18 protein-coding genes are annotated in these 21,664 nt (G+C 38.6%); 10 read left to right on the forward strand and 8 right to left on the reverse strand.

Annotated elements, in window-relative coordinates; all coding sequences use genetic code 11:
- The first annotated feature begins 30 nt into the window (after nucleotides 1-30).
- Nucleotides 31-957: a branched-chain amino acid transaminase gene (locus AC4CU2_RS02690; protein ID WP_078425681.1), complete on the forward strand. Its 927-nt coding sequence runs from the start codon at nucleotides 31-33 to the stop codon at nucleotides 955-957.
- A gap of 42 nt (nucleotides 958-999) precedes the next feature.
- Here AC4CU2_RS02690 and AC4CU2_RS02695 read toward each other — a convergent pair whose 3' ends face one another.
- Both AC4CU2_RS02695 and AC4CU2_RS02700 read right to left on the reverse strand, forming a co-directional pair.
- Complete coding sequence (locus AC4CU2_RS02695) at nucleotides 1,000-2,301, reverse strand: IS4 family transposase (RefSeq protein ID WP_039891156.1); 1,302 nt, start codon at nucleotides 2,299-2,301, stop codon at nucleotides 1,000-1,002.
- 106 nt (nucleotides 2,302-2,407) lie between these two features.
- Entirely contained in the window at nucleotides 2,408-3,577 is a 1,170-nt protein-coding gene (locus tag AC4CU2_RS02700; RefSeq protein ID WP_490768233.1) for a nucleotide sugar dehydrogenase, read from the reverse strand.
- Between the two features lie 174 nt (nucleotides 3,578-3,751).
- On the opposite strand from AC4CU2_RS02700, the gene AC4CU2_RS02705 reads away from it, so the two are divergent.
- The 4 genes from AC4CU2_RS02705 to AC4CU2_RS02720 are packed head-to-tail and all read left to right on the forward strand — an operon-like array spanning nucleotide 3,752 to nucleotide 7,263.
- A complete protein-coding gene (locus AC4CU2_RS02705) occupies nucleotides 3,752-4,522 on the forward strand; it encodes a glycosyltransferase (protein ID WP_490768234.1) in 771 nt (256 codons plus the stop codon).
- 35 nt (nucleotides 4,523-4,557) lie between these two features.
- Entirely contained in the window at nucleotides 4,558-5,541 is a 984-nt protein-coding gene (locus AC4CU2_RS02710; protein ID WP_279043220.1) for a Stealth CR1 domain-containing protein, read from the forward strand.
- Nucleotides 5,538-6,296 carry a glycosyltransferase family 25 protein gene (locus AC4CU2_RS02715; protein WP_058870287.1) on the forward strand — a complete coding sequence of 253 codons (759 nt, stop codon included), beginning with the start codon at nucleotides 5,538-5,540 and terminating at the stop codon, nucleotides 6,294-6,296. Before AC4CU2_RS02710 ends, AC4CU2_RS02715 begins: the two co-directional genes overlap by 4 nt.
- 43 nt (nucleotides 6,297-6,339) lie before the next feature.
- On the forward strand, nucleotides 6,340-7,263 hold the full coding sequence (locus AC4CU2_RS02720) for a glycosyltransferase family 32 protein (RefSeq protein ID WP_010327513.1): 924 nt from the start codon (nucleotides 6,340-6,342) through the stop codon (nucleotides 7,261-7,263).
- A 37-nt stretch (nucleotides 7,264-7,300) separates the two neighbouring features.
- Here AC4CU2_RS02720 and AC4CU2_RS02725 read toward each other — a convergent pair whose 3' ends face one another.
- Entirely contained in the window at nucleotides 7,301-8,230 is a 930-nt protein-coding gene (locus AC4CU2_RS02725; protein WP_078425686.1) for a lipopolysaccharide biosynthesis protein, read from the reverse strand.
- 69 nt (nucleotides 8,231-8,299) lie between these two features.
- Nucleotides 8,300-9,205: a glycosyltransferase family protein gene (locus tag AC4CU2_RS02730; RefSeq protein WP_078425687.1), complete on the reverse strand. Its 906-nt coding sequence runs from the start codon at nucleotides 9,203-9,205 to the stop codon at nucleotides 8,300-8,302.
- A 768-nt stretch (nucleotides 9,206-9,973) separates the two neighbouring features.
- Between AC4CU2_RS02730 and AC4CU2_RS02735 the strand changes: the two genes are divergently transcribed.
- From AC4CU2_RS02735 to AC4CU2_RS02745, 3 genes are all read left to right on the forward strand, one after another.
- Nucleotides 9,974-10,315 (forward strand): hypothetical protein, encoded by a 342-nt coding sequence (locus AC4CU2_RS02735; RefSeq protein ID WP_162841301.1) that lies wholly within the window; start codon nucleotides 9,974-9,976, stop codon nucleotides 10,313-10,315.
- 114 nt (nucleotides 10,316-10,429) lie between these two features.
- Nucleotides 10,430-11,149: a putative nucleotide-diphospho-sugar transferase gene (locus tag AC4CU2_RS02740; RefSeq protein WP_058870285.1), complete on the forward strand. Its 720-nt coding sequence runs from the start codon at nucleotides 10,430-10,432 to the stop codon at nucleotides 11,147-11,149.
- 374 nt (nucleotides 11,150-11,523) lie between these two features.
- Entirely contained in the window at nucleotides 11,524-13,449 is a 1,926-nt protein-coding gene (locus tag AC4CU2_RS02745) for an acyltransferase family protein (protein ID WP_058870284.1), read from the forward strand.
- A 52-nt stretch (nucleotides 13,450-13,501) separates the two neighbouring features.
- On the opposite strand, the gene AC4CU2_RS02750 is transcribed toward AC4CU2_RS02745, so the two are convergent.
- From AC4CU2_RS02750 to AC4CU2_RS02765, 4 genes are all read right to left on the reverse strand, one after another.
- Nucleotides 13,502-13,723, reverse strand: coding sequence for a hypothetical protein (locus tag AC4CU2_RS02750; protein ID WP_010327507.1), 222 nt, complete (start codon nucleotides 13,721-13,723; stop codon nucleotides 13,502-13,504).
- 152 nt (nucleotides 13,724-13,875) lie between these two features.
- Nucleotides 13,876-14,760: a lysophospholipid acyltransferase family protein gene (locus AC4CU2_RS02755; protein WP_490768235.1), complete on the reverse strand. Its 885-nt coding sequence runs from the start codon at nucleotides 14,758-14,760 to the stop codon at nucleotides 13,876-13,878.
- A 318-nt stretch (nucleotides 14,761-15,078) separates the two neighbouring features.
- Nucleotides 15,079-16,863 (reverse strand): aspartate--tRNA ligase, encoded by a 1,785-nt coding sequence (gene aspS / locus AC4CU2_RS02760; RefSeq protein ID WP_125274008.1) that lies wholly within the window; start codon nucleotides 16,861-16,863, stop codon nucleotides 15,079-15,081.
- 151 nt (nucleotides 16,864-17,014) lie between these two features.
- Nucleotides 17,015-17,779 carry a DUF4184 family protein gene (locus tag AC4CU2_RS02765; RefSeq protein ID WP_490768236.1) on the reverse strand — a complete coding sequence of 255 codons (765 nt, stop codon included), beginning with the start codon at nucleotides 17,777-17,779 and terminating at the stop codon, nucleotides 17,015-17,017.
- A gap of 138 nt (nucleotides 17,780-17,917) precedes the next feature.
- Between AC4CU2_RS02765 and znuD the strand changes: the two genes are divergently transcribed.
- Nucleotides 17,918-19,993, forward strand: a complete 2,076-nt coding sequence (gene znuD, locus AC4CU2_RS02770; protein WP_490768237.1) for a zinc piracy TonB-dependent receptor ZnuD — start codon at nucleotides 17,918-17,920, stop codon at nucleotides 19,991-19,993.
- Between the two features lie 164 nt (nucleotides 19,994-20,157).
- A complete protein-coding gene (locus AC4CU2_RS02775) occupies nucleotides 20,158-21,621 on the forward strand; it encodes a phospholipase D family protein (RefSeq protein ID WP_490768238.1) in 1,464 nt (487 codons plus the stop codon).
- Nucleotides 21,622-21,664 lie beyond the last annotated feature (43 nt).

Below are 21,664 nucleotides of genomic sequence, written 5' to 3' on the forward strand. Positions count from 1 at the left end.
GACTGTGTATATAAATTTGGAGTGTGTGTCATGAATTTGGCTGATCGTGATGGTTTTATTTGGCAAGATGGACAATTGGTTGACTGGCGTGAGGCAAAAACTCACGTATTAACACATACTTTGCACTACAGCATGGGTGTGTTTGAAGGTGTCCGTGCCTATGAAACACCGAATGGCACGGCTATTTTCCGTCTAAAAGAACACACTAAGCGTTTATTGAACTCTGCAAAAATTTATCAAATGAAAGTCCCATTTGATCAAGCAACACTAGAGCAAGCTCAAATTGATGTGGTTCGTGAAAATAAATTAGCGTCTTGCTACTTGCGCCCAATTATTTTTATTGGTTCGGAAAAATTAGGTATTGCTGCAACAGACAATACGATTCATGCGGTGGTTGCTGCGTGGAGCTGGGGTGCGTACCTTGGTGACGAAGCAATGGCGAAAGGTATTCGTGTGAAGACCTCATCATTTACTCACCATCATCCAAACGTGACGATGTGTAAAGCAAAAGCGTCAGGTAACTATACCTTGTCGATTTTGGCTCACCAAGAGGTGGCACATTCAGGCTATGACGAAGCAATGTTGCTCGACCCTCAAGGTTATGTATGCCAAGGTTCTGGCGAAAACGTATTCTTGGTGAAAGATGGTGTTTTACATACACCTGACATCGCAGGTGGTGCACTGGATGGCATTACGCGTCAAACCATTATTACCATCGCAAAAGACTTGGGCTATGACGTAGTTGAGCGCCGTATTACACGTGATGAATTCTACATTGCAGATGAAGCATTCTTTACAGGTACAGCTGCTGAAGTGACGCCTATTCGTGAATATGATGACCGTGAAATTGGTTCAGGTACGCGTGGTCCTATTACTGAACAAATTCAAACCACATTCTTTAATGCGGTTAAGGGTGAAGACCCGAAATACGCACACTGGTTAACTTATGTAAAATAAGTAATTAGGTGGAAAAGGGCTCTTCGGAGTAATGCCAGTCAGTTAAGAAATTGACTGGCATTTTCTTGGGTACTTTTGAGGCTTTATTTTGACGACTCTAGGGCATTGCCTTGATCTTCTTTCAGGCAAAACAAACATTTTAGACTGTTCCAGCAAACGCTCTAAATGCTTGGGCAAATTCCCTGCCGATTCCAGCGGAGTATGCCTTAATATATTGATAATGCTGATTGAAGCAATATGGAAACTGATACGCAAAGGGCTGACTTTCGCCCGTTGAGCCATAAATTTCATTTGCCTTCTAAGAATATTATAAGCAATCAATACACCCCATAATTCCTGATACACCAATTCAGGCTGCTTGCTTCTTAAATGCATCCCATCTTGCAGGTCGCTCTTGATTTCACGGTAGCACATCTCGATTTCCCAGCGCTGAGCATACAGCGTACTGACCTCTTCCAGAGGATAAGCCTTTGAATCTAATAATGATGTAACGTATCGTCTAACCCTTCCAGACTGTTCAGTTTCAATCAGGCGGGCTTCCCAATAGTCACCTAAATCCGGATTCAGTTTCTTCGCTCTTGGAGAAACAGGCATTCTGATTTGAAAGTCATGCGCTGAGTTTTTCCTGATAATTTCATAGCGCAGATTGTCTTTAGCCCGCATAAGCCAATGGCAGTTTTCCCGAGACTGCCACCCTGATAAGAAATCAGCAGAGAAGTAGGCCCGGTCAAATAAAGTCAGGCTATTTGCAGGCACTTTCAATTTCTTCGCTAAAGTCAGCTCGCCTTGATCCATACTTCCAATCCCGGCATCAATCACTTCATGAGTATTGGTGTTGATCAGGCAAACCGCTCTGGCTTGCGGCCAAGGTGCTGCTATCGTTTTGCCTTTGGAAGAACCGAAGTGCCTGAAGTTCTCATCTGTGTGGGGCATGGACCAGACGGCTCCATCTACAGCGCAGATGCTTAGGCCATGAAAGGCGGAATATTGCGGCTGAGAATCTTCAAACCATGTCTGACTCAGTGTATTGAACAGGACATTTAAAGGCTCCAGACCCAAGCGCTGTCTGGCCTGCACTGATGCGCTTGGGGCGCAGCTTTCAGCCGTGCCAAAAACCAGCTGCAGCTGCTGAACAACATACCAGATGGGCTGGTCGCGGAACAATGCAAGTCCAATAACTAGCCATACAGCATGCTCTGCGGGGAGTTTTCTTTTTCTGACCGATGCTTTCCCGGTCCGTTTTAAACAGTCTTCAATCCAGTTTAAATCAATTAATTCGCTAAAATTAGAAAGTGAAGGAGCTGTCTGCTGAAATGCTGAACTTAAATTCTGAGAAAAAGTCATAAAAAAATGAGCGTATCTGGATACGCTCATTTTTACCGCATTTCAGCTATTTTGTCTTAACTGATCAGCATTAGCTCTTCGGAGCCCTTTTTTGTTGGTCTTCAGTTTAGTCATCGATACCGAAAATATCTCGAGTGTAGAGTTTATTTTGGACGTCATTTAGTTCTGATGTTTGACGATTACTAATAATTAAGTCAGCGACTTGCTTAAATTTTTTGAGATCGCGAATAACTTTACTATTGGCAAATTTTTTTTCTGAAATATTTGGCTCGTAAATAATCACCTTGATGCCTTGCGCCTTAATTCGGCGCATAATTCCTAAAATTGCGGATGAGCGAAAATTATCAGATCCTGATTTCATGATTAAACGGTAAATACCAACTACTTTGGGATTTTTTTGAATAATCGTTTCAGCAATGAAATCCTTGCGGGTTCTATTTGCATCTACAACTGCTTGAATTAAGTTACTTGGGACTTGCTCATAATTTGCTAAAAGTTGTTTAGTGTCTTTAGGGAGGCAATATCCACCATAGCCAAAAGAGGGATTGTTGTAAAACTTTCCAATACGTGGATCAAGACACACGCCATCAATAATTTGACGAGTATCTAAATCAAAAACTTGAGCATAGGTGTCAAGTTCATTGAAATAAGCAACACGCATGGCAAGATAAGTATTGGCAAATAATTTTATAGCCTCTGCTTCAGTCGAGTGAGTAAATAGTACAGGGCAGTCTTTCTTAATAGCACTATTAAGAAAGAGTTGAGCCAATGTTTCTGCACGTTCTGATTGCTCGCCTATAATAATTCGAGATGGATAGAGATTATCCTGAAGTGCTTTGCCTTCACGTAAGAATTCAGGCGAAAAAATAATATTGTTTGTGCTAAATCGCTGTAGCATTCTTTGTGTAAAGCCGACAGGTACAGTCGATTTAATTATTATGGTCGCAAGCGGGTTGGTGTGTTGGATGTCGTGAATGACTTGCTCCACACTTGAAGTGTCAAATTGATTGGTGATGGTGTCGTAATTGGTGGGTGTTGCAATGAGAATAACCTCAGCATTGAGGTAACTGTCTATTTTATTTGATGTTGCTTTAAAATGAAGCTTGTCATTTTCTAGGAATAATGAGATGTCTTTATCTTGAATTGGAGAGATTTTTTGATTTAACTGATGAATACGATTTTCATCGATATCAAATGCAGTGACATAGTGATGCTGCGCTAAAATCAAAGCATTAGAGAGTCCAACATAGCCTAAACCGACCACTGTAATTTTCATTCTGTTGATTCTGAATTATTTTATAATACGGTGCAGGAGCAAGATGTCACGTAAATGAACAATACATTTCAGTTTAATTACCGTGTAATTACTGGGGATTTTATGGCTCTAATCTTCAATCAAACCTAGACTATGTTATGATGCGAAGTACTATGTAGATCGGTAGTTTCAAGCATGTCTGTACATGAAAATGATGACGTTTTAAATACGACAGAGCAACAAAATCAGAATATTGTGCTGTGTATGAAGTGGGGGACCAAATATGGTTCGGACTACGTTAATCGTTTGTATAACATGGTAAAACGCCACACTACCGTTGACTTTAAAATGGTGTGTTTAACGGACCGTACCGATGGCATTGATCCTGCGGTACAGTGTTTTCCTATTCCTCCATTAGCACTTCCAGAGGGAAGCCCTGAACGTGGCTGGAATAAATTGTCTACGTTTGAGCCAGATCTTTATGGTTTAAAAGGTAATGCGCTCTTTTTAGACTTAGATGTAGTGATTGTTGATAACATCGATAGTTTCTTTACCCATTCTGGGGATTTTCTGATTATTCATGACTGGAAGCGCCCTTGGCGTATTACGGGAAATAGTTCAGTTTACCGTTTTAAGTTGGGTGCTTTTCCAGGATTGATGCCCTATTTCCGTGAGCATTTTGATGAAATTCGTCAAAAGTTCCGCAATGAGCAAGCTTATTTGTCTTGGTATGTCGATCAAGAGAAAAAGCTCTCTTACTGGCCTGACAGTTGGTGTAAAAGTTATAAGTATCATTGCTTGCAAAAAGTACCTTTGGCGTACTTTAAAGCACCCGTAAAACCCGAAGGTGCAAAAATTATTGTTTTCCATGGGGAAATTAATCCACCTGATGCAGTAAATGGTGGTGGTGGCAAGTGGTATCGTTACGTCTTGCCATCAGATTGGATTAAAGAGGCTTGGCATTAAAAACCCAATGTTGGTTTACTTTTGATTAGAAAATTATGAAAAAACTAGATTTTGTTATTGCTTGGGTTGATGGAAGTGATGAAAATCATCGATTGAAACGTCAACAATTTCAACCTGAAAATGTTGTAAAAGGTGCAGCGGAAGACACTCGATTTGCCCATAATGATGAAATCTATTTTTCGATTGCTTCAATTCTGAAATATGTTCCGTATTGTGGAACGATTTACATTATAACTGATCACCAACAGCCGAGTTTTGTTGGGGAGTTTGAAGCGCAGGGGCTATGTCGCTCTGGTCAAATTCAAGTGGTTGATCATCAAGAAATATTTAGAAATTACCAACAGTATTTACCTACTTTCAATTCACTTACAATTGAAACGATGCTTTGGAATATTCCAAATTTATCGCAATATTTCATTTATTTAAATGACGATTTTTTCTTTAATGCACCTTCTAAAATCAGTGATTTCTTGGTCGATGATTATATTAAGATTTATGGGCACTGGTCTAATAATTTATTAGTTAAAACTAAATTTAATATACGTAAAGGGTTGAATAAATATTTTGCTAAACCCTTAGCGCCTAAATATACGGTTGCTCAGATGTTGAGTGCGGAGTTGTGTGGGATGAGCCGCTATTTTGAAATTCATCATCGACCACATGTTTTAGATAAAATATTATTTCAAAAATACTTTGAAGCCCATCCATCTGTTTTAGAAAAGCAAATTTCCTATCGTTTTCGTAGTGCCTTACAGTTTTTACCTGTAGGGCTCAATAATCATTTAAAAATTAAGTACAAACAAGCTGAGCTTTTTAATGATATCGAAATTGCATATTTGAAAAATGAAACATCAATTGAATTATTTTTAAAAAATTTGAATAATTCTAATGTTAAATTTGGTTGTATCCAAAGTTTAGATCAATTTGAAGAGAAACAATTTCAAAAAATATCATCAGCTTTGAATTTGAAATTTAAAGACTATTTACCTAAATCTATTGCTTTTAAGAGTCCATCATGAAAGTTGTTACTTATTTGATTAATTTGGATGGCAGTCAAGAACGACTTGAGCGAGCAACGCAGCAGCTGAATCAAGTTAACTGGCCTTTTGAGCGCTTTTCTGCAGTCGATGGTCGTGGTAAAGATTTAACTGAATTTGCAAACTACGATGATCAAGGGGCGAACGACGTACTCGGTCGCAGATTGATGAATTCAGAATTGGGCTGCTATTTAAGTCATTATGGCTGTGCGGAACAATTTTTAAGTACGGATGCTGATTATTTGGTGGTACTTGAAGATGATATGAAAATCAACCAAGACTTCAAAGACAAACTTGATGGTGTGATTGAGTATCTCGATCAGCATAAAGAGCTGGATTGGTATCTGATTAATATTGCAGCCAAAAAGAAAAAACTGAGCAAAGATATTACGAATATTGATGGCATGAGTTTATGGCACGCTTTTTATTTTCCTATTCGTGGTCTCGGTTTAGTTTGGTCGCGCAAAGGTGCAGAAGCATTTATACAAGCAGGAAAATCAATGACCATGCCTGTTGATATTTTCTTTCAAACTTGGCTCAGTAAAAATGGGAAAGGTTTAGGGGTATGGCCTGCATTGGTCAAACCAGCAGGTCTGGACAGTGATATTTTGGGAACTGTAGCCGCACAAGGAATTTCTCGTAAAGAAAAAGAAGGTCGAAGCTTTTCTTATGGGATTAAAAAACAAAAACGAATGTGGCGCGACAAATTTTATGCAGTGAAGCATAAGTATTTGTAATTGTCCTAAGGTGTTTCGATACAAGGCTAAATGATCGACTAAAATGAAAATTTTTAAAAAGTTATTTTATATTTTAAAGTTTTATACACTGCTTAATTTAAAACAACGAAATAAATGTGATGCCATAGATAACTATGCAGATCAGATTGTTTTACAGGCTAAGCTAGAGAATCAAGGCATTCAATTACCTAAAAAGATATGGATCTATTGGGAAGGGAGCATGCCTACTTTGGTTCGGCATTGTATTGATCATATTCAGAAATTACATCCTGACTATACTGTGAATCTGTTAAATCCAAATAATGTCGCGGATTTTATTAGTTTTGATTTAACCTCGCCTATTTTGCAGAAAGCAACGTCCCAGCAACGCGCAGACTTAATCCGTTTTGACTTGATTTACCATTATGGTGGGATTTGGTTAGATGCAAGTATTATTGTTTATAAAAAATTAGATTGGATTGAAAAACTCATCCAGCAAACAAAAACGCAAGGCTTTGCCTATTATCGGAAAAAAAATACGACACTGGCTGATTTTCCCGTGATTGAAAATTGGTTACTGGCGAGTGTAGAAAAGAATCCATTTTATCAATTATGGTTTGATGAACTTTTTAAAGCGATTGATATCGGACCCAAGCAATATATCCAATATATCCAAGCCACCTATGATAATTCTCAAGATTATTTTCAGCGTATTGGTCGGTTAGAGTATCTTGTGGCTTATGTTGCGTGTCAGAAAGTGATGCGCGATGTAGCACCGAGTATGGTATTAATCAATTGCGATAAAAATGCATTTTTCTACCAAGTTAAAAATAAATGGGTTAAAGAAAAGACCCTGATTGATTTGGCTATTCATGAGTCACCAGATGAGTATCCGAATCTCATAAAACTTGCAGGGAAAGAGCGTCAGATATTGGATAAGCATTTTGCGCGAGGGCAATATTTCAAGCACTCACTTTTGGATTTTTAGTCAGCACTCGAAAAAATAGCCTTGAATCGGGTGTATTTTATTGGAATTTAAATAAGTCCTTTGCATTTACTTTTGGAAATGCTTCCACAGCACTATGTTCAGAAAGGTTATATACGGTAATTCCTTGAGCCTTAAAAAACTGTGCCGCTAAGTCGAAAGCTGGTAATGTGAAATCTAATGATCTGTCTAAAAGCGTTGGTTGTTTATTTTCAGCACTCTCATAGAAACGGGGCTGGGAAAAATTATTCATGTCTAACCCAGCTAAGTAAATCTCTTGATAGCGGAGTGAGTGAATAATCTGTAGTGCAACGTAGGCTACAGTAAAATAATCAAAGATCGCGGTATATATTTGAGTTGAAAAACCCAATTGATTGTTGGTATAGAAATAACTTTTTTGCATGTCGACCGCTTTTTTAGGCTGTAAGATTGGTTCAATTTCACCGCGAGTAATAGGTTCTACGACTCTAATGTTACATTGGATATCCTGAAATAAAACTTTTCTTAAAATCTGGTCTAAACAACGTGGTGTAGTGTAAAACGTACAATTGCTATTGAGGACTTTCAACACCAAATCAAAACGGCTCTCAACGAAATTATGGTCAATAATGACATAATGCTTAAACGCAACATTAGGCATCGAAATTGCGCCATTTAATCCAATATAATCTATGTCGGAGCGGGTAAAAGCTTCGGGAGGGATCCGTTGTACTGATGGCCCAGTTGCAATCATCATGCATGGTTTATTTTCTGTACAAATAGCTTGCGTATTATCGACGACCAACTTCTGTTTGAAAAAAAGTTTTTGTAAGCCATTTTCAGTATCACGTTCAACCTGATAATACGGCCAAAAACGGCGATTATGTTTGTATTGATTTGAATGACTTAATTTATAAACGACTTTATAAATGCTTCTAAAACACAAGTTTGAAAAAAATAATTGTAAGGTCTGTAGCTTTTTAGGAATCATAAACAAGTCATTCAGGTTGAACGTTTTAAAAAATTGGCTAAGTTGTGACTAAAGCAGTCACTTTAAGTTTTAGTCATCTAGTCTAAATTTGTTGCTATTGAGTTTAGACTTTAATTTATTGAGCTTCTGAGTGAACCAAGATTCTTTCTGCCCTGGACGTGTAATTTTATTGCCGTGATAGTTGGCTTGAGTTGCTTTGGTAAAAGCACCAAAAGGTTCAATCATATATTGTTCTGGTTTGTATCCAGCAGTTAGTGCTTCGTCATAATATTGATCAAAAAGTGCTATTAGATCTGCCCTAGGGTGAGGCATTATTTCACCATCAAACCAGTGCTTTTGGCCTGTTGCTTCAAGACGAGATAATGAATACATATGACTGAACTGCGTGCCCATATCTGAGTAATGTAGAATTTTGATTTGTTCAATCGACATTCCTTCGCCATCAATATTATTGTAAGAATCTTGATAAGGTTGTACGAGATTTGGTTTTTCTTTTAGAAGGCGCATTAAATTCTTATGTGCATCTGGATTGGATTGAATGTCTTTCAATGCTGGAAGATATTGTTTGGCTTTTTTACAATCCCATACACAAGTACATAGACGCGCTGAGCTTTTGCCGCCCTTAGCGATAACAATGGCATCGTCTTGCATTGGATGAGACCAAAGTTCTGCAATATCACAAAGTACAATGACGTCGGCATCCATGTAAATTGCGCGGCCTTCGAAGTTACACGATTCAGGAATGGCCCAACGGAAACCAGAAAAAGGAGTAGCCCATTTTTCAGTACGCCATCCCTCACCAGTCTCCTGATTGGTATACCAAGGGCTGTTTGTGTCATGACTCAGTTGCATCCAAGTAATATTCACAGGATGCGAAGTGTGCTTACGAAGACTATATTCAAGAACCATCATTTGTTCTAAGTCACAATTATTGGGATCACAACCTACAAATACTTGAATTACTTCATTATTCATCTTGATAACACTTTTCATAAATTATAAAATTAATGCAATTAAAAGAGAATCGTTATCTTCGATAAACTGCATACCCATGTTTAAATTACTATTGTAATTATAGTACTTTAACTTTTCTAGTGTATTGAAGATCCTTATTTTTTTCACTATTAAAATCATATACTTAGGAGTGTTGGTTGTGAGATGAGATAAGACGCGTTTGAAAGTAAGATAGGGTAATTGGTAGTTCAAGATTGTATGAATCTTGGGCGAAATGCTGTACACTAATTGATTACGCTCATATGAATCCTTTTTAGTTGTACAATCGTTCAGTCACAATTATGCAAAACTTTGTTATTAGTCTGGCTTCCGAGAATGAACATATTACATCGGAATTTAGTAAGTAAGGAATAGTATTCAGTTTTTTTTAATGCAATTACTCCTGATTTAATTGATCGGGTAGCAAAAGATTTATTTTTAGATATCGGGAGCTTAGACTTAAAGCTTAGTGAAATTGGTTGTTTATTAAGCTATGTTGTACTGTGGTAAAAAGCAGTGATGACAATCTAGACTTCATTGGTATATTTGAAGATGATATTCATTTAGGACAACAGGCGGCAACTATTTCTAGCTAGAACCGAGTGTCGGTTCCAAAAGATAGTCATATCATAAAAGTAGAAGCATTTTATCCCAAAGTAAGTGCTTCTATTTATTCAAAGCGTATCCTGTCATCTACTCGAAAATTGGTTGCTTTGAAATCAAAGAATATGGGGACAGGGGGGCTATATTTTGTCAAATCAGGGTGCTCGTGCATTATTGGCTTTTATTAAAGAATATAATAAGTTAATTCCAATCGATCATATTATGTTTAAAGACTATCTAGTGAGTGGTGAACATAAGGTTTATCAAATGTTACCAGCGCTTTCTGTCCAAGATTTTATCTTAATGAGAGGCAAAACCAGTCTACCTAGTTATTTAGCACAAGAGCGTAAATTAAGAAAAGTAAATATTTCTAAAGTTGAGGAAAGGTTAACGCTTAAAGGTAAGTTTACAAAAGAGTTTAGGCGGTTTTTAGCTCAACTGATACGCTTTAGGAAGGTGGAATATATTGTTAAAATTAAATTCAGATAGTATTGCTGGCTATCTGAATTTATGTAATTTGGTTATTTTGAACTTCCTATTCGTTGACGAAGCCCCAATGACTATTTAAGATTATTCTTTATTATTTATATATATAGGGCTTTCATGCTAACAATTTTTGGATTTCATACGGATGATAGTCTTTATACGAAACATGCCAAAATTTTAGAATGTTCTGCAATAAAATTTGGAATAAAATTTCATTTTGAAAGCCTACCTCAAGATGAATGGCAGAGAATTATTGCATTAAAGCCTTCTTTTATTGCTGAATTTCATAGAAAATTAAAAGAGCCAGTTCTTTATATTGATGTTGATGCAATTATTCTGGAGGATATTAAACCGTATTTTAATTCTATTACTGAAGATATTGCAATTCATTTTATTAATGGTAATCGATTATTAAGTGGGACAATGTTCATCAATAATACGCCTAATGCATACCTTCTTATGGATGAGTGGGAGAAAAGGATGTTGGCTGAACCTGATGTGTGGGATCAAATTATTCTTCAGAAGTTGATACTTGAGTGGGTAGAAGAAAAGAAAATTACATTGAAAAATCTTCCTCCTGAGTATACTTTCATTTTTGATACCTCTCGAAAAGCATATGGAGACTCTGTAAAGCCTGCTATTGAGCACTTACAGGCCAGTCGTGATAAGCGTTGGGTTCAAAAATATCAGCGTAGGAATGCTTTTTACCGCTGGTTTATGCGTTCAACAAATTTAGCTAAAAGTACACGGAAAATTTTGACTCGACATGCTGTTGTTAATGCTCGTACGAAACAATTGGGGATCAATATACAGTTAGAACTTCAGGATTTAATATAGATATTTATTATTTATATAATTTTTTATTTTTGTGTTCATTTTTATGAATCTTTCCCATAAAAGTGAAGAGAATGTAAGTGACAAAACTTTATGTGCTAGCCATACATAAAGTTTGATTTAGGAAAAACCTACTTTTATCGAATGATTTGCATAATGTTGAACAAGGACTGAACCACATGAAATGCAGTATTCTTGAGTGAGGTTATGATTTTGCTATTATCTGCATAAAGATGCTAGGTGTGTTTCGATATAGATTGCCTTACATCTTTTATAGAAGGTACTTGTTTCTTAGTGATCGCAATAATATTCTTGAATCACATCTCTCCTCTTTGCTGAGAAAATTCAGCATTCTGTAATTGAATAAGTTGCTATAAATGAACTTTAGATACGATATAAATGGACTTCGTGCAATTGCAGTTCTTGCAGTTGTACTTTTCCACTTCAAGCCACAATGGTTACCTGGTGGATTTGCTGGAGTTGATGTTTTTTTTGTCATTTCAGGCTTTTTAATGACCTCCATTATTTTTAATGGTGTAGAGAAAGACTCTTTTAACTTATTCAAATTCTACAATGCTCGCGCTAATCGTATTATTCCAGTACTTGCCGCAGTATCCACAGTATTAATTGTTTTTGGTTGGTTCTACTTACTACCTACAGATTACAGTGATCTGGGCAAACAGATTGAAAAAAGCGCTTTATTCATCTCAAACCTTTTATTTGCGGAAGGTGGTGGGTATTTCGATACAGCAGAACATACTAAATGGTTGCTACATACTTGGTCACTTTCTGTAGAATGGCAATTCTATATTTTTTTCCCAATTATCATTATTACACTGAAGAAATATTTAAATTTCACTAATCTTAAGCGTGCTGTAATTAGTTTATTTATAGCAAGTTTTATCTTTAGTATGTATGCAACATACAAAGACAGTAAAACAGCTTACTTTTTACTAACCAGCCGTGCTTGGGAGATGTTATTTGGTGGATTAGCATTCCTCTACCCTTGGTCATTAAAGAATAAATTACAACAAATCAGCACACAGTGCTTCGGACTAATCTTAATAGGCACTTCGTATTTTTTGATTTCAAAAGATACACCGTGGCCAGGCTATATGGCATTGATTCCAGTATTGGGAGCCTATCTTATTATTGTAAGCAATTACCAGAACAATTTATTGATTAGCAATCCTATTTTTAGTTACATTGGGAAATGGTCATATTCAATATATGTCTGGCATTGGCCATTGGCTGTCTTTGGATTCTACTTTGTGCTTCCTGATTGGTGGATGTATGGAATACCACTTTCAATTTTACTCGGGTGTTTAAGTTATCAACTTATTGAAAAAATCAATTTCCCTAGATATTCTTCATGGAGAGAAATTTATAAAATTACGCCTTTATATATTTTTCTAATTATTTTAGCTTGTGGATATATTATTAAAGAAACTGATGGGATGAAATTCCATTATTCAGATAAAGTACTAAGTATACTTTCTGAGGTTGAAGATATGAATCCATATGATTGTAATGAAAATATTCAAACCTCAAATATTTGCAAAATTGGAAATGATAAAAAAATAAAGGCCATTGTGATCGGTGATAGCCATGCGACAGCGCTCAGCACCTCTGTATCAGCCAGTTTAAACCTTAATCACGAAGGTATATTGTTCATAACAAATGATGCATGCCCACTTTTACTTGATGCTCAATTTCGCAGTCATCAAAATAAATGTGCTGAGATTAATCAAAAACGCTTTAATTTCATCAACTCAAAAAAGTTTGAAAATGTTCCTATCATTCTAATTGCAAGATTTCCCTTATATATTGATGGAGAGACAGATCCATCTAGACGTAGGGTGGAAGATGAAAAACCTGCAATTTACTTTAATAATGATCTAGAGATGCCTAGATTAAAAGTTTTTGAGATTTTTTCATTGAAATTAGAAGAGACGTTCTGCCAAATAACAAAAACAAACCCGCTATATATTGTGCAACCTATCCCAGAAATGCCGAATCATGTCCCCAAAATGTTAGCTAGAAACCAGCTTCTTGGAACTAAATTTGTAACTTCTGTCCCATATATAGGTTATATGCAGAGATCTAGAAAATTTAGAGATGCCATTAACTTCAGTGCTCAACGATGCAATGCAAAGGTTCTAGATCCTGCCAAAATCTTATGTAAAAATGGAGAGTGCATCAGTCAATTTAATGGAAGACCCATATATCGAGATGGTGATCATTTAAGTGAGTATGGTAATAAACTGTTAACGCCAATTTTTAAAGAAATTTTGAATAAATAAATTTTGTAAATTCCCTTTAAAAAGTAAGTATTTATTTACTTTTTAAAGGGCCCTAATTAGGTTTATCCGCATTTCCTTTCAAGACCATATAAATTAAGCCGACAAAAATGACAAAAGCACCCGCAAGGCTACTTACACAGAAAAAGACAATACGATCATAGGTTGTTAAATTAAATAATTGATTGTCTAAAATATAGCGCATGAAAAACCACTGTACGATTGCAAAAACAATTAGCACAATACCTCGACGACGGACTTCAGGACGCATAGCCATTTGGTTGCTCACAACTTATCTAAAACAGTGCGCTATTATGCCACTGCTGAAAATTGATCTCAAATGAATAAAAGTATTCTATTCAGGCCTCTAGAAAATAGCATAAATTCTTGCTTTCGAATTGCTTGAGATTACGTGCTGGTTTGTGGAGCCTACATTGGTGGCTGTATCCGATAAGCATTGGTATTGCCATAACAATTTCTAAAACGTCTATAGGACCAAATATACTGTTCAGGTGCTTGGTTTATCATGTCTTGCATGGCAAGATTTAAACTGTCTACAGATAGCTGTAGATCTGTCGATAAAATATCTTGAGATAACTCAGTACAATACACATCAAAACTCGCTGCGTCAGTATTACGAATACAACTTAATCCAATCACATTGCATTGTGTTTTAGCCGCCATTTTAGAGACCAGTGTCGTGGACAAAGTATTTTGCTGGAAAAAATATGAATAAATACCTCCACTCGGTTTTGGCAGATGATCTGGTAAAACAACAGTTAACCCACCTTGCTTGAGGTGTTTAAAAATCTGACGAATCCCTGTTTCATCAGTAGGAACAAGGGTTGCATTAAACTTTTGCCGTGCAGCTAAAATATAGCGATTAACCCCTTTAATTTTATAGGGTTTATACATGATCATCGGTTGCGTATAGACATTTAACCATGCATTTAACAGCTCCCAACAACCAAAATGCGGAATGACCACAATCACGCCTTTTTTATTGGCTAAAGCTTCTGTTAGAACAGATTCACCATGAATGTTTTTCAATAAATCTAGGCTGTATTGTGGTGGCATTCCCCAACATTTTAAAAATTCAATATAGGTCTGACATTGGCTTTGAATGCTGAGGTGAACACGTTTCTGGAGTGTTATTGGGTCGAGCTCAGGGTAGGCCAACTGCAGATTAATGGTGGTGATACGCTTAATTGAAGAGTCACTATAATAAAGCAGGTGCGCAATTCCGCGTGCGATGTATTGTAAAAAAGACAATGGAAAAAGTGAGATGATTTTAAGTAGATAATAAATAGCCATATTTTGACTCAGAAATCTTTTTAAAAGATGAGATGAGAGAAAATTTTGCAAAGAGACTTAAAAATCTAAGATAGATAAAATCAAAAAAAGATGAGCGTCTTAAGAACAAAATAAATGAATAAATCAATAGAGTGATTCAGTGTCAGCACTGCTGCAATAAAATATAGACTATCGTGACCCACTGTAAGTGTGATAGATCAAAAGTTCAAAGGAAATTTTGGAAAATTTGAAGCTAAAAAATATCTATGGAATGGATGGTCTTGTCTTGAATGAAAAAACCCTGCACATGGCAGGGTTTCTTTAATCAAAATCTAAAGATTATTTGGTTTCTTCAGCTTTTGGTTTTTCACGTAAGCGAATACCTAAATCACGTAGTTGATTTGATTCAACTGGTGCAGGTGCTTGCGTTAATGGACATTCAGCAGTTTTCGTTTTCGGAAATGCAATCACATCACGAATAGAAGCACCACCCGTCATGAGCATGACTAAACGGTCTAGACCGAATGCTAAACCACCATGCGGAGGAGCACCGTAACGTAATGCGTTGAGTAAGAAGCTGAATTTCTCTTCGGCTTCTTCTTCACCAATACCTAATGCTTCAAAAATTGCTTTTTGCATTTCTAGGTTATGAATACGTAGTGAACCACCACCAATTTCAGTACCGTTTAACACCATGTCATAAGCCACAGAAAGCGCAGCACCTGGGTTATTTTTCACATCTTCAACGCTTGATTTAGGCAGTGTGAATGGGTGGTGAACAGAGGTCCATTTGCCATCATCTGTTTCTTCAAACATTGGGAAGTCAACCACCCAAAGTGGAGCCCACTCGCAAGTCGACATTTTCAAGTCATGCCCAACTTTAATACGTAAAGCACCCATGGCATCGTTCACAACTTTAGCTTTGTCAGCACCAAAGAACACGATATCGCCATTTTCTGCGCCAACACGTTTCAATAGATCAAGCACGATTGGCTCGATGAATTTCACGATTGGAGATTGTAAGCCTTCGATGCCTTTTTCAAGCTCGTTTACTTTAATGTACGCTAAACCTTTTGCACCGTAGATGCCGACAAATTTCGTGTACTCATCAATTTGGCTACGTGGTAAAGAGCCTGCACCCGGAACACGTAATGCAACGATACGACCCTTAGGATCTTTCGCTGGACCTGCGAATACTTTGAATTCAACTTCTTGCATTAGGTCTGCAACGTCAACCAATTTCAAAGGAATACGTAAGTCTGGTTTGTCCGATGCATAGTCACGCATAGCATCTGTATAAGTCATGCGTGGGAATTTATCGAATTGAACATCAAGAAGTTCTTTGAACATCTTAACCGTCAAAGTTTCCATTAAATCCATGATGTCATCGTCACTCATGAACGATGTTTCAACGTCGATTTGGGTGAATTCAGGTTGACGGTCTGCACGTAAGTCTTCATCACGGAAACATTTTGCGATTTGGTAGTAACGATCGATACCACCCACCATCAACAATTGTTTGAATAATTGTGGTGACTGTGGAAGTGCGTAGAAGCTACCATTTGAAACACGGCTTGGCACTAAGTAGTCGCGTGCACCTTCAGGCGTTGCACGGGTTAAAATCGGAGTTTCAACGTCCAAGAAACCATTGTCTTCGAAATAGTTACGAATGAGGTTGGTTAGCTTAGAACGGAAACGTAAACGATCTAACATTTCAGGGCGACGGATGTCCAAGAAACGGTATTTCAAACGAATTTCTTCAGAAATATTGGTGTTGTCGTCATTCAATGGGAACGGCGGAGTTTCTGATGCAGCAAGAACTTCGATTTCTTTACCCAACACTTCGATTTGACCGCTCACCATATTGGCATTTTCTGTGCCTTCATAACGGCGACGTACACGACCTGTAATTTTTAATACGAATTCTGAACGTACTTTGTCTGCAGTTGCGAATGCTTCAGGAGTGTCTGGGTCAATAACAACTTGCACAAGACCGTCACGGTCACGCATATCAAGGAATATGACACCACCGTGGTCACGGCGACGGTGTACCCAACCGCAGAGGGTTACTGTTTCATCAATTTGAGTTTCGGTTAAAGAACCGCAGTAATGAGTTCGCATCATGGCGTTAAAAATCCAACTATATGGCTAAAGGTAGCGAATACGTAAACAGCGTACCGCCAGAAATAAAGGTAGGATTATGCCTCTTTGGGCATTGACTCTCAAGGTATAGCTTAAAAAAGGCTGGAAATAGCATTTAAACGTTGGTTTAAATTCAGCCTAAACGATAGTCTCGATCTAAAAATAAAAACAGAATGCAGCCAAAGATTAAAATCAGTAAAGCGACTTGGCTAAACTCATTAATGCTTCGCCCTGTAAAATAATACAGGTCTGACTGCCACACTTGCGTGGGGATATAACGTGCATAGTCCCAAACACTGACTAAACCGCCTAAAAGGCTCAGTATGAACAGTCCAATTGCAAAGCGTTTGATTTTTAAACTCACTGGAAAATGTTGCTGATAGGTTTGGTAATAACGCCAACACATCCACGCCAACAAGGGGAGGGCCAGTGCCGATGTGCCAATTTGTAAAATGCGGTGTAGCGGATAATAGTGCCCTAACAAAGGAATCTTCTGGCTTAAAAATGCATGTCCAAACAAGGTGCGGAAGTCAGCATGGGTGAGTCCGTCCCATAACAGATGCGTAGCCGTGCCGAGCAGTATTGCGAGAATAACGGCCACAGAAAACTTAAAAAAATGCAGCATACTGCTGAGCCTTAACTCATGCTGAATACCTAAAAAACGATAAAAACAGGGCCGCAATAGCGCGTACCACAAAACACAAAAACTGAGTCCAATCCAAAGATCGGGGTGAATCAGTGAAGTCCAGTAGTGGGTAGTATTTGAATTGGCTTGTGTAAACAGTCGATAAAGATCGGGGGTCATACTGCCAATGGCAATGGCAGCAATGGGTAAACGGTCACCACTGAGTTTGGCTAAAGGGCGCGCGAGAACGGCATGTGAAATGGTAAAGGGCATTGATCTGTTGGCGTTGGCATCGACTTAGATGGATAGGGAAGTTTATCTTTTTTCTGCGATTGGAATGTTTTTTATTGCAATGAATTTGAAATGTTATATTATAACAATATTCAAAAATTGTACGCTTGAGTGAGTTCCATGGCTTTCCATAAAAATTTGATAACGCTCTCTATTTTGGCGGTGGTCGCATCTGCCGTTTTTGCAGATGACACAACAACACAACAACTTGAAACGTTGACCAGCCAAGCACATCCACTCGTTCAGACCGCTGCTGATTTTGCAGTCGCCGATCAGGTCATCGAGCAAAAAAGCTTAAAAGAGCGTGCACCGACCATTGGGGATGCTTTGGCCGATGAGCTAGGCGTATATTCAAATCAATATGGTTCAGGTTCAAGTCGACCCGTGATTCGTGGTCAAGATGGCCCTCGCGTGAAAGTTTTACAACATGCTTCAGAAACTGCTGATGTCTCGACTTTATCGCCAGACCATGCCGTGACAGTCGATCCGATTTTGGCCAAGCAAATTGAAATCATCCGTGGTCCTTCAACTCTGTTATACAGTGCAGGCACCGTGGGTGGTTTGGTCAATGTCACCGATCAAAAAATTCCAACCAGCATGCCTGAAAAAGGTTTAGAAGGTACGGCTGGATTACGCTACAACTCTGGCAGTGATGAAAAGTTGGCCAGTGCTGGGGCGACGGTTGCTTTGGGCAGTCAGTTTGCTCTTCGAGTTGAAGGTTCAAAGCGTGAAGCGAATGACTATATTGCGCCGAACTATTTCCATGAGCATGAAGGTGAACTCGAAAAAGAACGTCGTGTCGGAAATACCTTTGCCAAAGGTGAAACAGTCAGTGTTGGCGGTTCATGGATTGGTGAACGTGGTTTTGCGGGTATCGCCTATACCAACCGTCAAGATCAATACGGTTTACCTGGGCACAGCCATGAATATGAAAGCTGCCATCCGCATGAGGATCATTTGCACTGTGACGGAAGCGATAATCATGGACATACGGATGAACATGATCACTCAGGACACGACCATGCACATGACGAACATGAGGCAGGGCCTTGGGTTGATTTAAAGTCGGAGCGTTATGACTTCCGTACAGAAATTTTAAATCCGTTTGCAGGGTTTGAGAAGTTACGTGCCCATGCCAGTTATACCGACTACCAACATGATGAAATTGAGGGTGATAGCGTTGCAACCACTTTTAAAAGTAAAGGTTATGATGCGCGTCTAGAAATGGTGCATCAGCCGATTGCAGATTGGGAAGGTGTGGTTGGCGTACAGTACAATCAACAAAAACTAGATATCACGGGTGAAGAGTCTATTTTAGAACCGACCAAGACGCAAAAGTGGAGCGTGTTTGGTTTAGAACACAAGCAGTGGAATGACTTCCATTTTGAGTTAGGGGCACGTGTCGATCAGCAGACGATTGATATTGAATCTGATCGAAAAGACTATGATGATTATGCCGTGTCCTATTCGGGTGCTGTGAATTGGATGTTTGCACCGAACTATAAACTGTCTTTGGTCGGGTCACATCAAGAGCGTTTACCTTTGGCGCAAGAGCTTTATGCTGATGGTAAGCATCTTGCAACCAATACCTATGAGCGTGGCAATGAAAATCTCGATGTTGAAAAGTCCAATAATCTAGAATTAGGTTTCCATTACGATACGGATAAAATTGATTATCACGTTCATGTTTACCACAACTGGTATGACAACTACATTTATGCTCAAACCGCAGACCGTTACGAAAACTTCCGTCTAGTGGACTACACCCAAGACAAAGCGCGTTTTTATGGGACTGAAGCAGAAGCCTCTTATGCTATCAATGATGTTTATAAAATGAGTGTCTTTGGTGACTATGTACGTGGCAAAATTGACAATGAAAATGCGCCGCGGGTACCTGCTGGCCGTTTAGGAACAAAAGTGAATGCGAGCTTTAGTGACACGTGGTCGGGAACGGCAGAGTACTACCATGTGTTTGAGCAAGATCGGATTGCAAGCTATGAGACCGAAACCGAGGGCTATAACATGGTGAATCTGGGCTTGGCGTATAATGGACAGTATATGCAGGGCAATGATTATCGCGTGTATTTCAAAGCCAATAACCTCCTAGATGAGACAGTTTATTCGCATACCTCTTTCTTATCGACCATTCCACAAGTGGGGCGTAACTTCACAGTTGGACTGGACTTTAGTTTCTAAGTGCTATTTCAAGCCTCAACCCAACCTTTTCCGTAGAAAGGAGGTGCTCCCTCTTCTTAAAGGAGAGGGTTAGGGAGAGGTTGCCAAAACATTGACAACAGAAATCCTCTTGAAAAATCAAACAATAAAACCTAGTCTGAGTATATTGGATTAGGTTTTTTGTTATGCGTATCTTTCGAAAATTACATCAGAAGCTCAACTGGACATCGACCCGTTATGTCGGTGTCGTGGTGGGTTTATTGGCTCTGACTTATTTAACCTCCGCAGTTTACCATAGCGTTAAACCACTGCCTGATGGGCTGGACTATACGGGCAAGTTACGTCATGCCGATGTCAAATTTATTGCCGATCAAACCTATGTCGATGCACAAGGCAAGCAGCAACAAGATCATCATATTTTCAACGCAGTGTTTAAACTGATTGAAGATGCACAAACCACGATTGTGTTGGATATGTTCTTGTTTAACGATGAAGTGGGAACATCTCAAGCATCACAACGGGCGTTGACTCGTCAGCTGACCGATGCGTTGATTGTCAAGCGAAGCTTACATCCGAATATTGAAATCAAAGTCATCACCGACCCGATTAACTCGGTGTATGGCGGGCTATTACCTGAGCATTACCGTAAATTGCGTCAGGCAGGCGTGGATGTGATTGAAACCGATTTACGTCCGCTACGTGCTTCTAACCCTATTTGGTCAGGTTTTTGGTATATCTGTTGTCAAAATGCAGGCAATAATCCCGACGGCGGTTGGTTAAGAAACCCGTTTGGGGATGAAAAAATTACCTTACGTAGTTATTTAAACTTATTTAACTTTAAAGCCAATCATCGCAAAACTTTGGTGGTCGATACCGCGGAAGGTTGGAAAACCTTGGTCACATCGGCGAATCCACATGATGGCAGTTCGCGACATTCCAATGTAGCGCTATTGGTGACAGGCAATACCGCAATTGATGTGTTGAAAACAGAGCAAACTGTAGCACATATGTCTCAGGGCGATGTACCAATGGTGATTCTAGGCGAAATTGCAGGCAATCCATCGCAGCCTCAGGTACAAGTGCTGACGGAAAAAGCAATCCTAGATGCAACCCTCAACTTGTTGAATACGGCAAAAGCCAATGACCAGATTGATTTGGCGATGTTCTATTTGTCTGAGCGTCAAATTATCAATGCTTTAAAAGATGCGCAGAACCGCGGCGTTAAACTTCGGATTTTACTCGACCCTAATAAAGATGCATTTGGTCGTCAAAAGAATGGAATTCCGAACCGTCAAGTTGCATCTGAGCTTAACGATGCTGGTATTACAGTGCGGTGGTGTAATACTCAAGGAGAGCAGTGTCATAGCAAAATGATTTTAAAACGCCATGCACAAGAAGCAGAGCTCATTTTAGGTTCAGCGAATTTTACCGCACGGAATTTGAAGAATTATAACTTAGAGACTAATTTACGTGTGATTGGCCGGTCTAACGCAGCGGTGTTTACAGATGCACAGCAATATTTTGAGGGGGCATGGTCGAACTTAAATGGTCGTCAAATGAGTGTCGGCTATGAGCAATATAAAGATGAGTCAAAACTCAAATATGGGCTATACCGCTTTATGGAGTGGAGTGGTTTGTCGACGTTTTAATTTCGAATTCCTTTTTCCATTTCTTGCCGTTTCATGAAAAGCG

The organism is Acinetobacter sp. 797_lipA (assembly GCF_058243025.1).

Excerpts from the sequence above, each read along its gene's own strand:
- AC4CU2_RS02690 (WP_078425681.1), top strand. The coding sequence starts at position 31 with ATGAATTTGGCTGATCGTGATGGTTTTATTTGGCAAGATGGACAATTG.
- AC4CU2_RS02695 (WP_039891156.1), bottom strand. The coding sequence starts at position 2,301 with ATGACTTTTTCTCAGAATTTAAGTTCAGCATTTCAGCAGACAGCTCCT.
- AC4CU2_RS02700 (WP_490768233.1), bottom strand. The coding sequence starts at position 3,577 with ATGAAAATTACAGTGGTCGGTTTAGGCTATGTTGGACTCTCTAATGCT.
- AC4CU2_RS02705 (WP_490768234.1), top strand. The coding sequence starts at position 3,752 with ATGTCTGTACATGAAAATGATGACGTTTTAAATACGACAGAGCAACAA.
- AC4CU2_RS02710 (WP_279043220.1), top strand. The coding sequence starts at position 4,558 with ATGAAAAAACTAGATTTTGTTATTGCTTGGGTTGATGGAAGTGATGAA.
- AC4CU2_RS02715 (WP_058870287.1), top strand. The coding sequence starts at position 5,538 with ATGAAAGTTGTTACTTATTTGATTAATTTGGATGGCAGTCAAGAACGA.
- AC4CU2_RS02720 (WP_010327513.1), top strand. The coding sequence starts at position 6,340 with ATGAAAATTTTTAAAAAGTTATTTTATATTTTAAAGTTTTATACACTG.
- AC4CU2_RS02725 (WP_078425686.1), bottom strand. The coding sequence starts at position 8,230 with ATGATTCCTAAAAAGCTACAGACCTTACAATTATTTTTTTCAAACTTG.
- AC4CU2_RS02730 (WP_078425687.1), bottom strand. The coding sequence starts at position 9,205 with ATGAATAATGAAGTAATTCAAGTATTTGTAGGTTGTGATCCCAATAAT.
- AC4CU2_RS02740 (WP_058870285.1), top strand. The coding sequence starts at position 10,430 with ATGCTAACAATTTTTGGATTTCATACGGATGATAGTCTTTATACGAAA.
- AC4CU2_RS02745 (WP_058870284.1), top strand. The coding sequence starts at position 11,524 with ATGAACTTTAGATACGATATAAATGGACTTCGTGCAATTGCAGTTCTT.
- AC4CU2_RS02750 (WP_010327507.1), bottom strand. The coding sequence starts at position 13,723 with ATGGCTATGCGTCCTGAAGTCCGTCGTCGAGGTATTGTGCTAATTGTT.
- AC4CU2_RS02755 (WP_490768235.1), bottom strand. The coding sequence starts at position 14,760 with ATGGCTATTTATTATCTACTTAAAATCATCTCACTTTTTCCATTGTCT.
- aspS (WP_125274008.1), bottom strand. The coding sequence starts at position 16,863 with ATGATGCGAACTCATTACTGCGGTTCTTTAACCGAAACTCAAATTGAT.
- AC4CU2_RS02765 (WP_490768236.1), bottom strand. The coding sequence starts at position 17,779 with ATGCCCTTTACCATTTCACATGCCGTTCTCGCGCGCCCTTTAGCCAAA.
- znuD (WP_490768237.1), top strand. The coding sequence starts at position 17,918 with ATGGCTTTCCATAAAAATTTGATAACGCTCTCTATTTTGGCGGTGGTC.
- AC4CU2_RS02775 (WP_490768238.1), top strand. The coding sequence starts at position 20,158 with ATGCGTATCTTTCGAAAATTACATCAGAAGCTCAACTGGACATCGACC.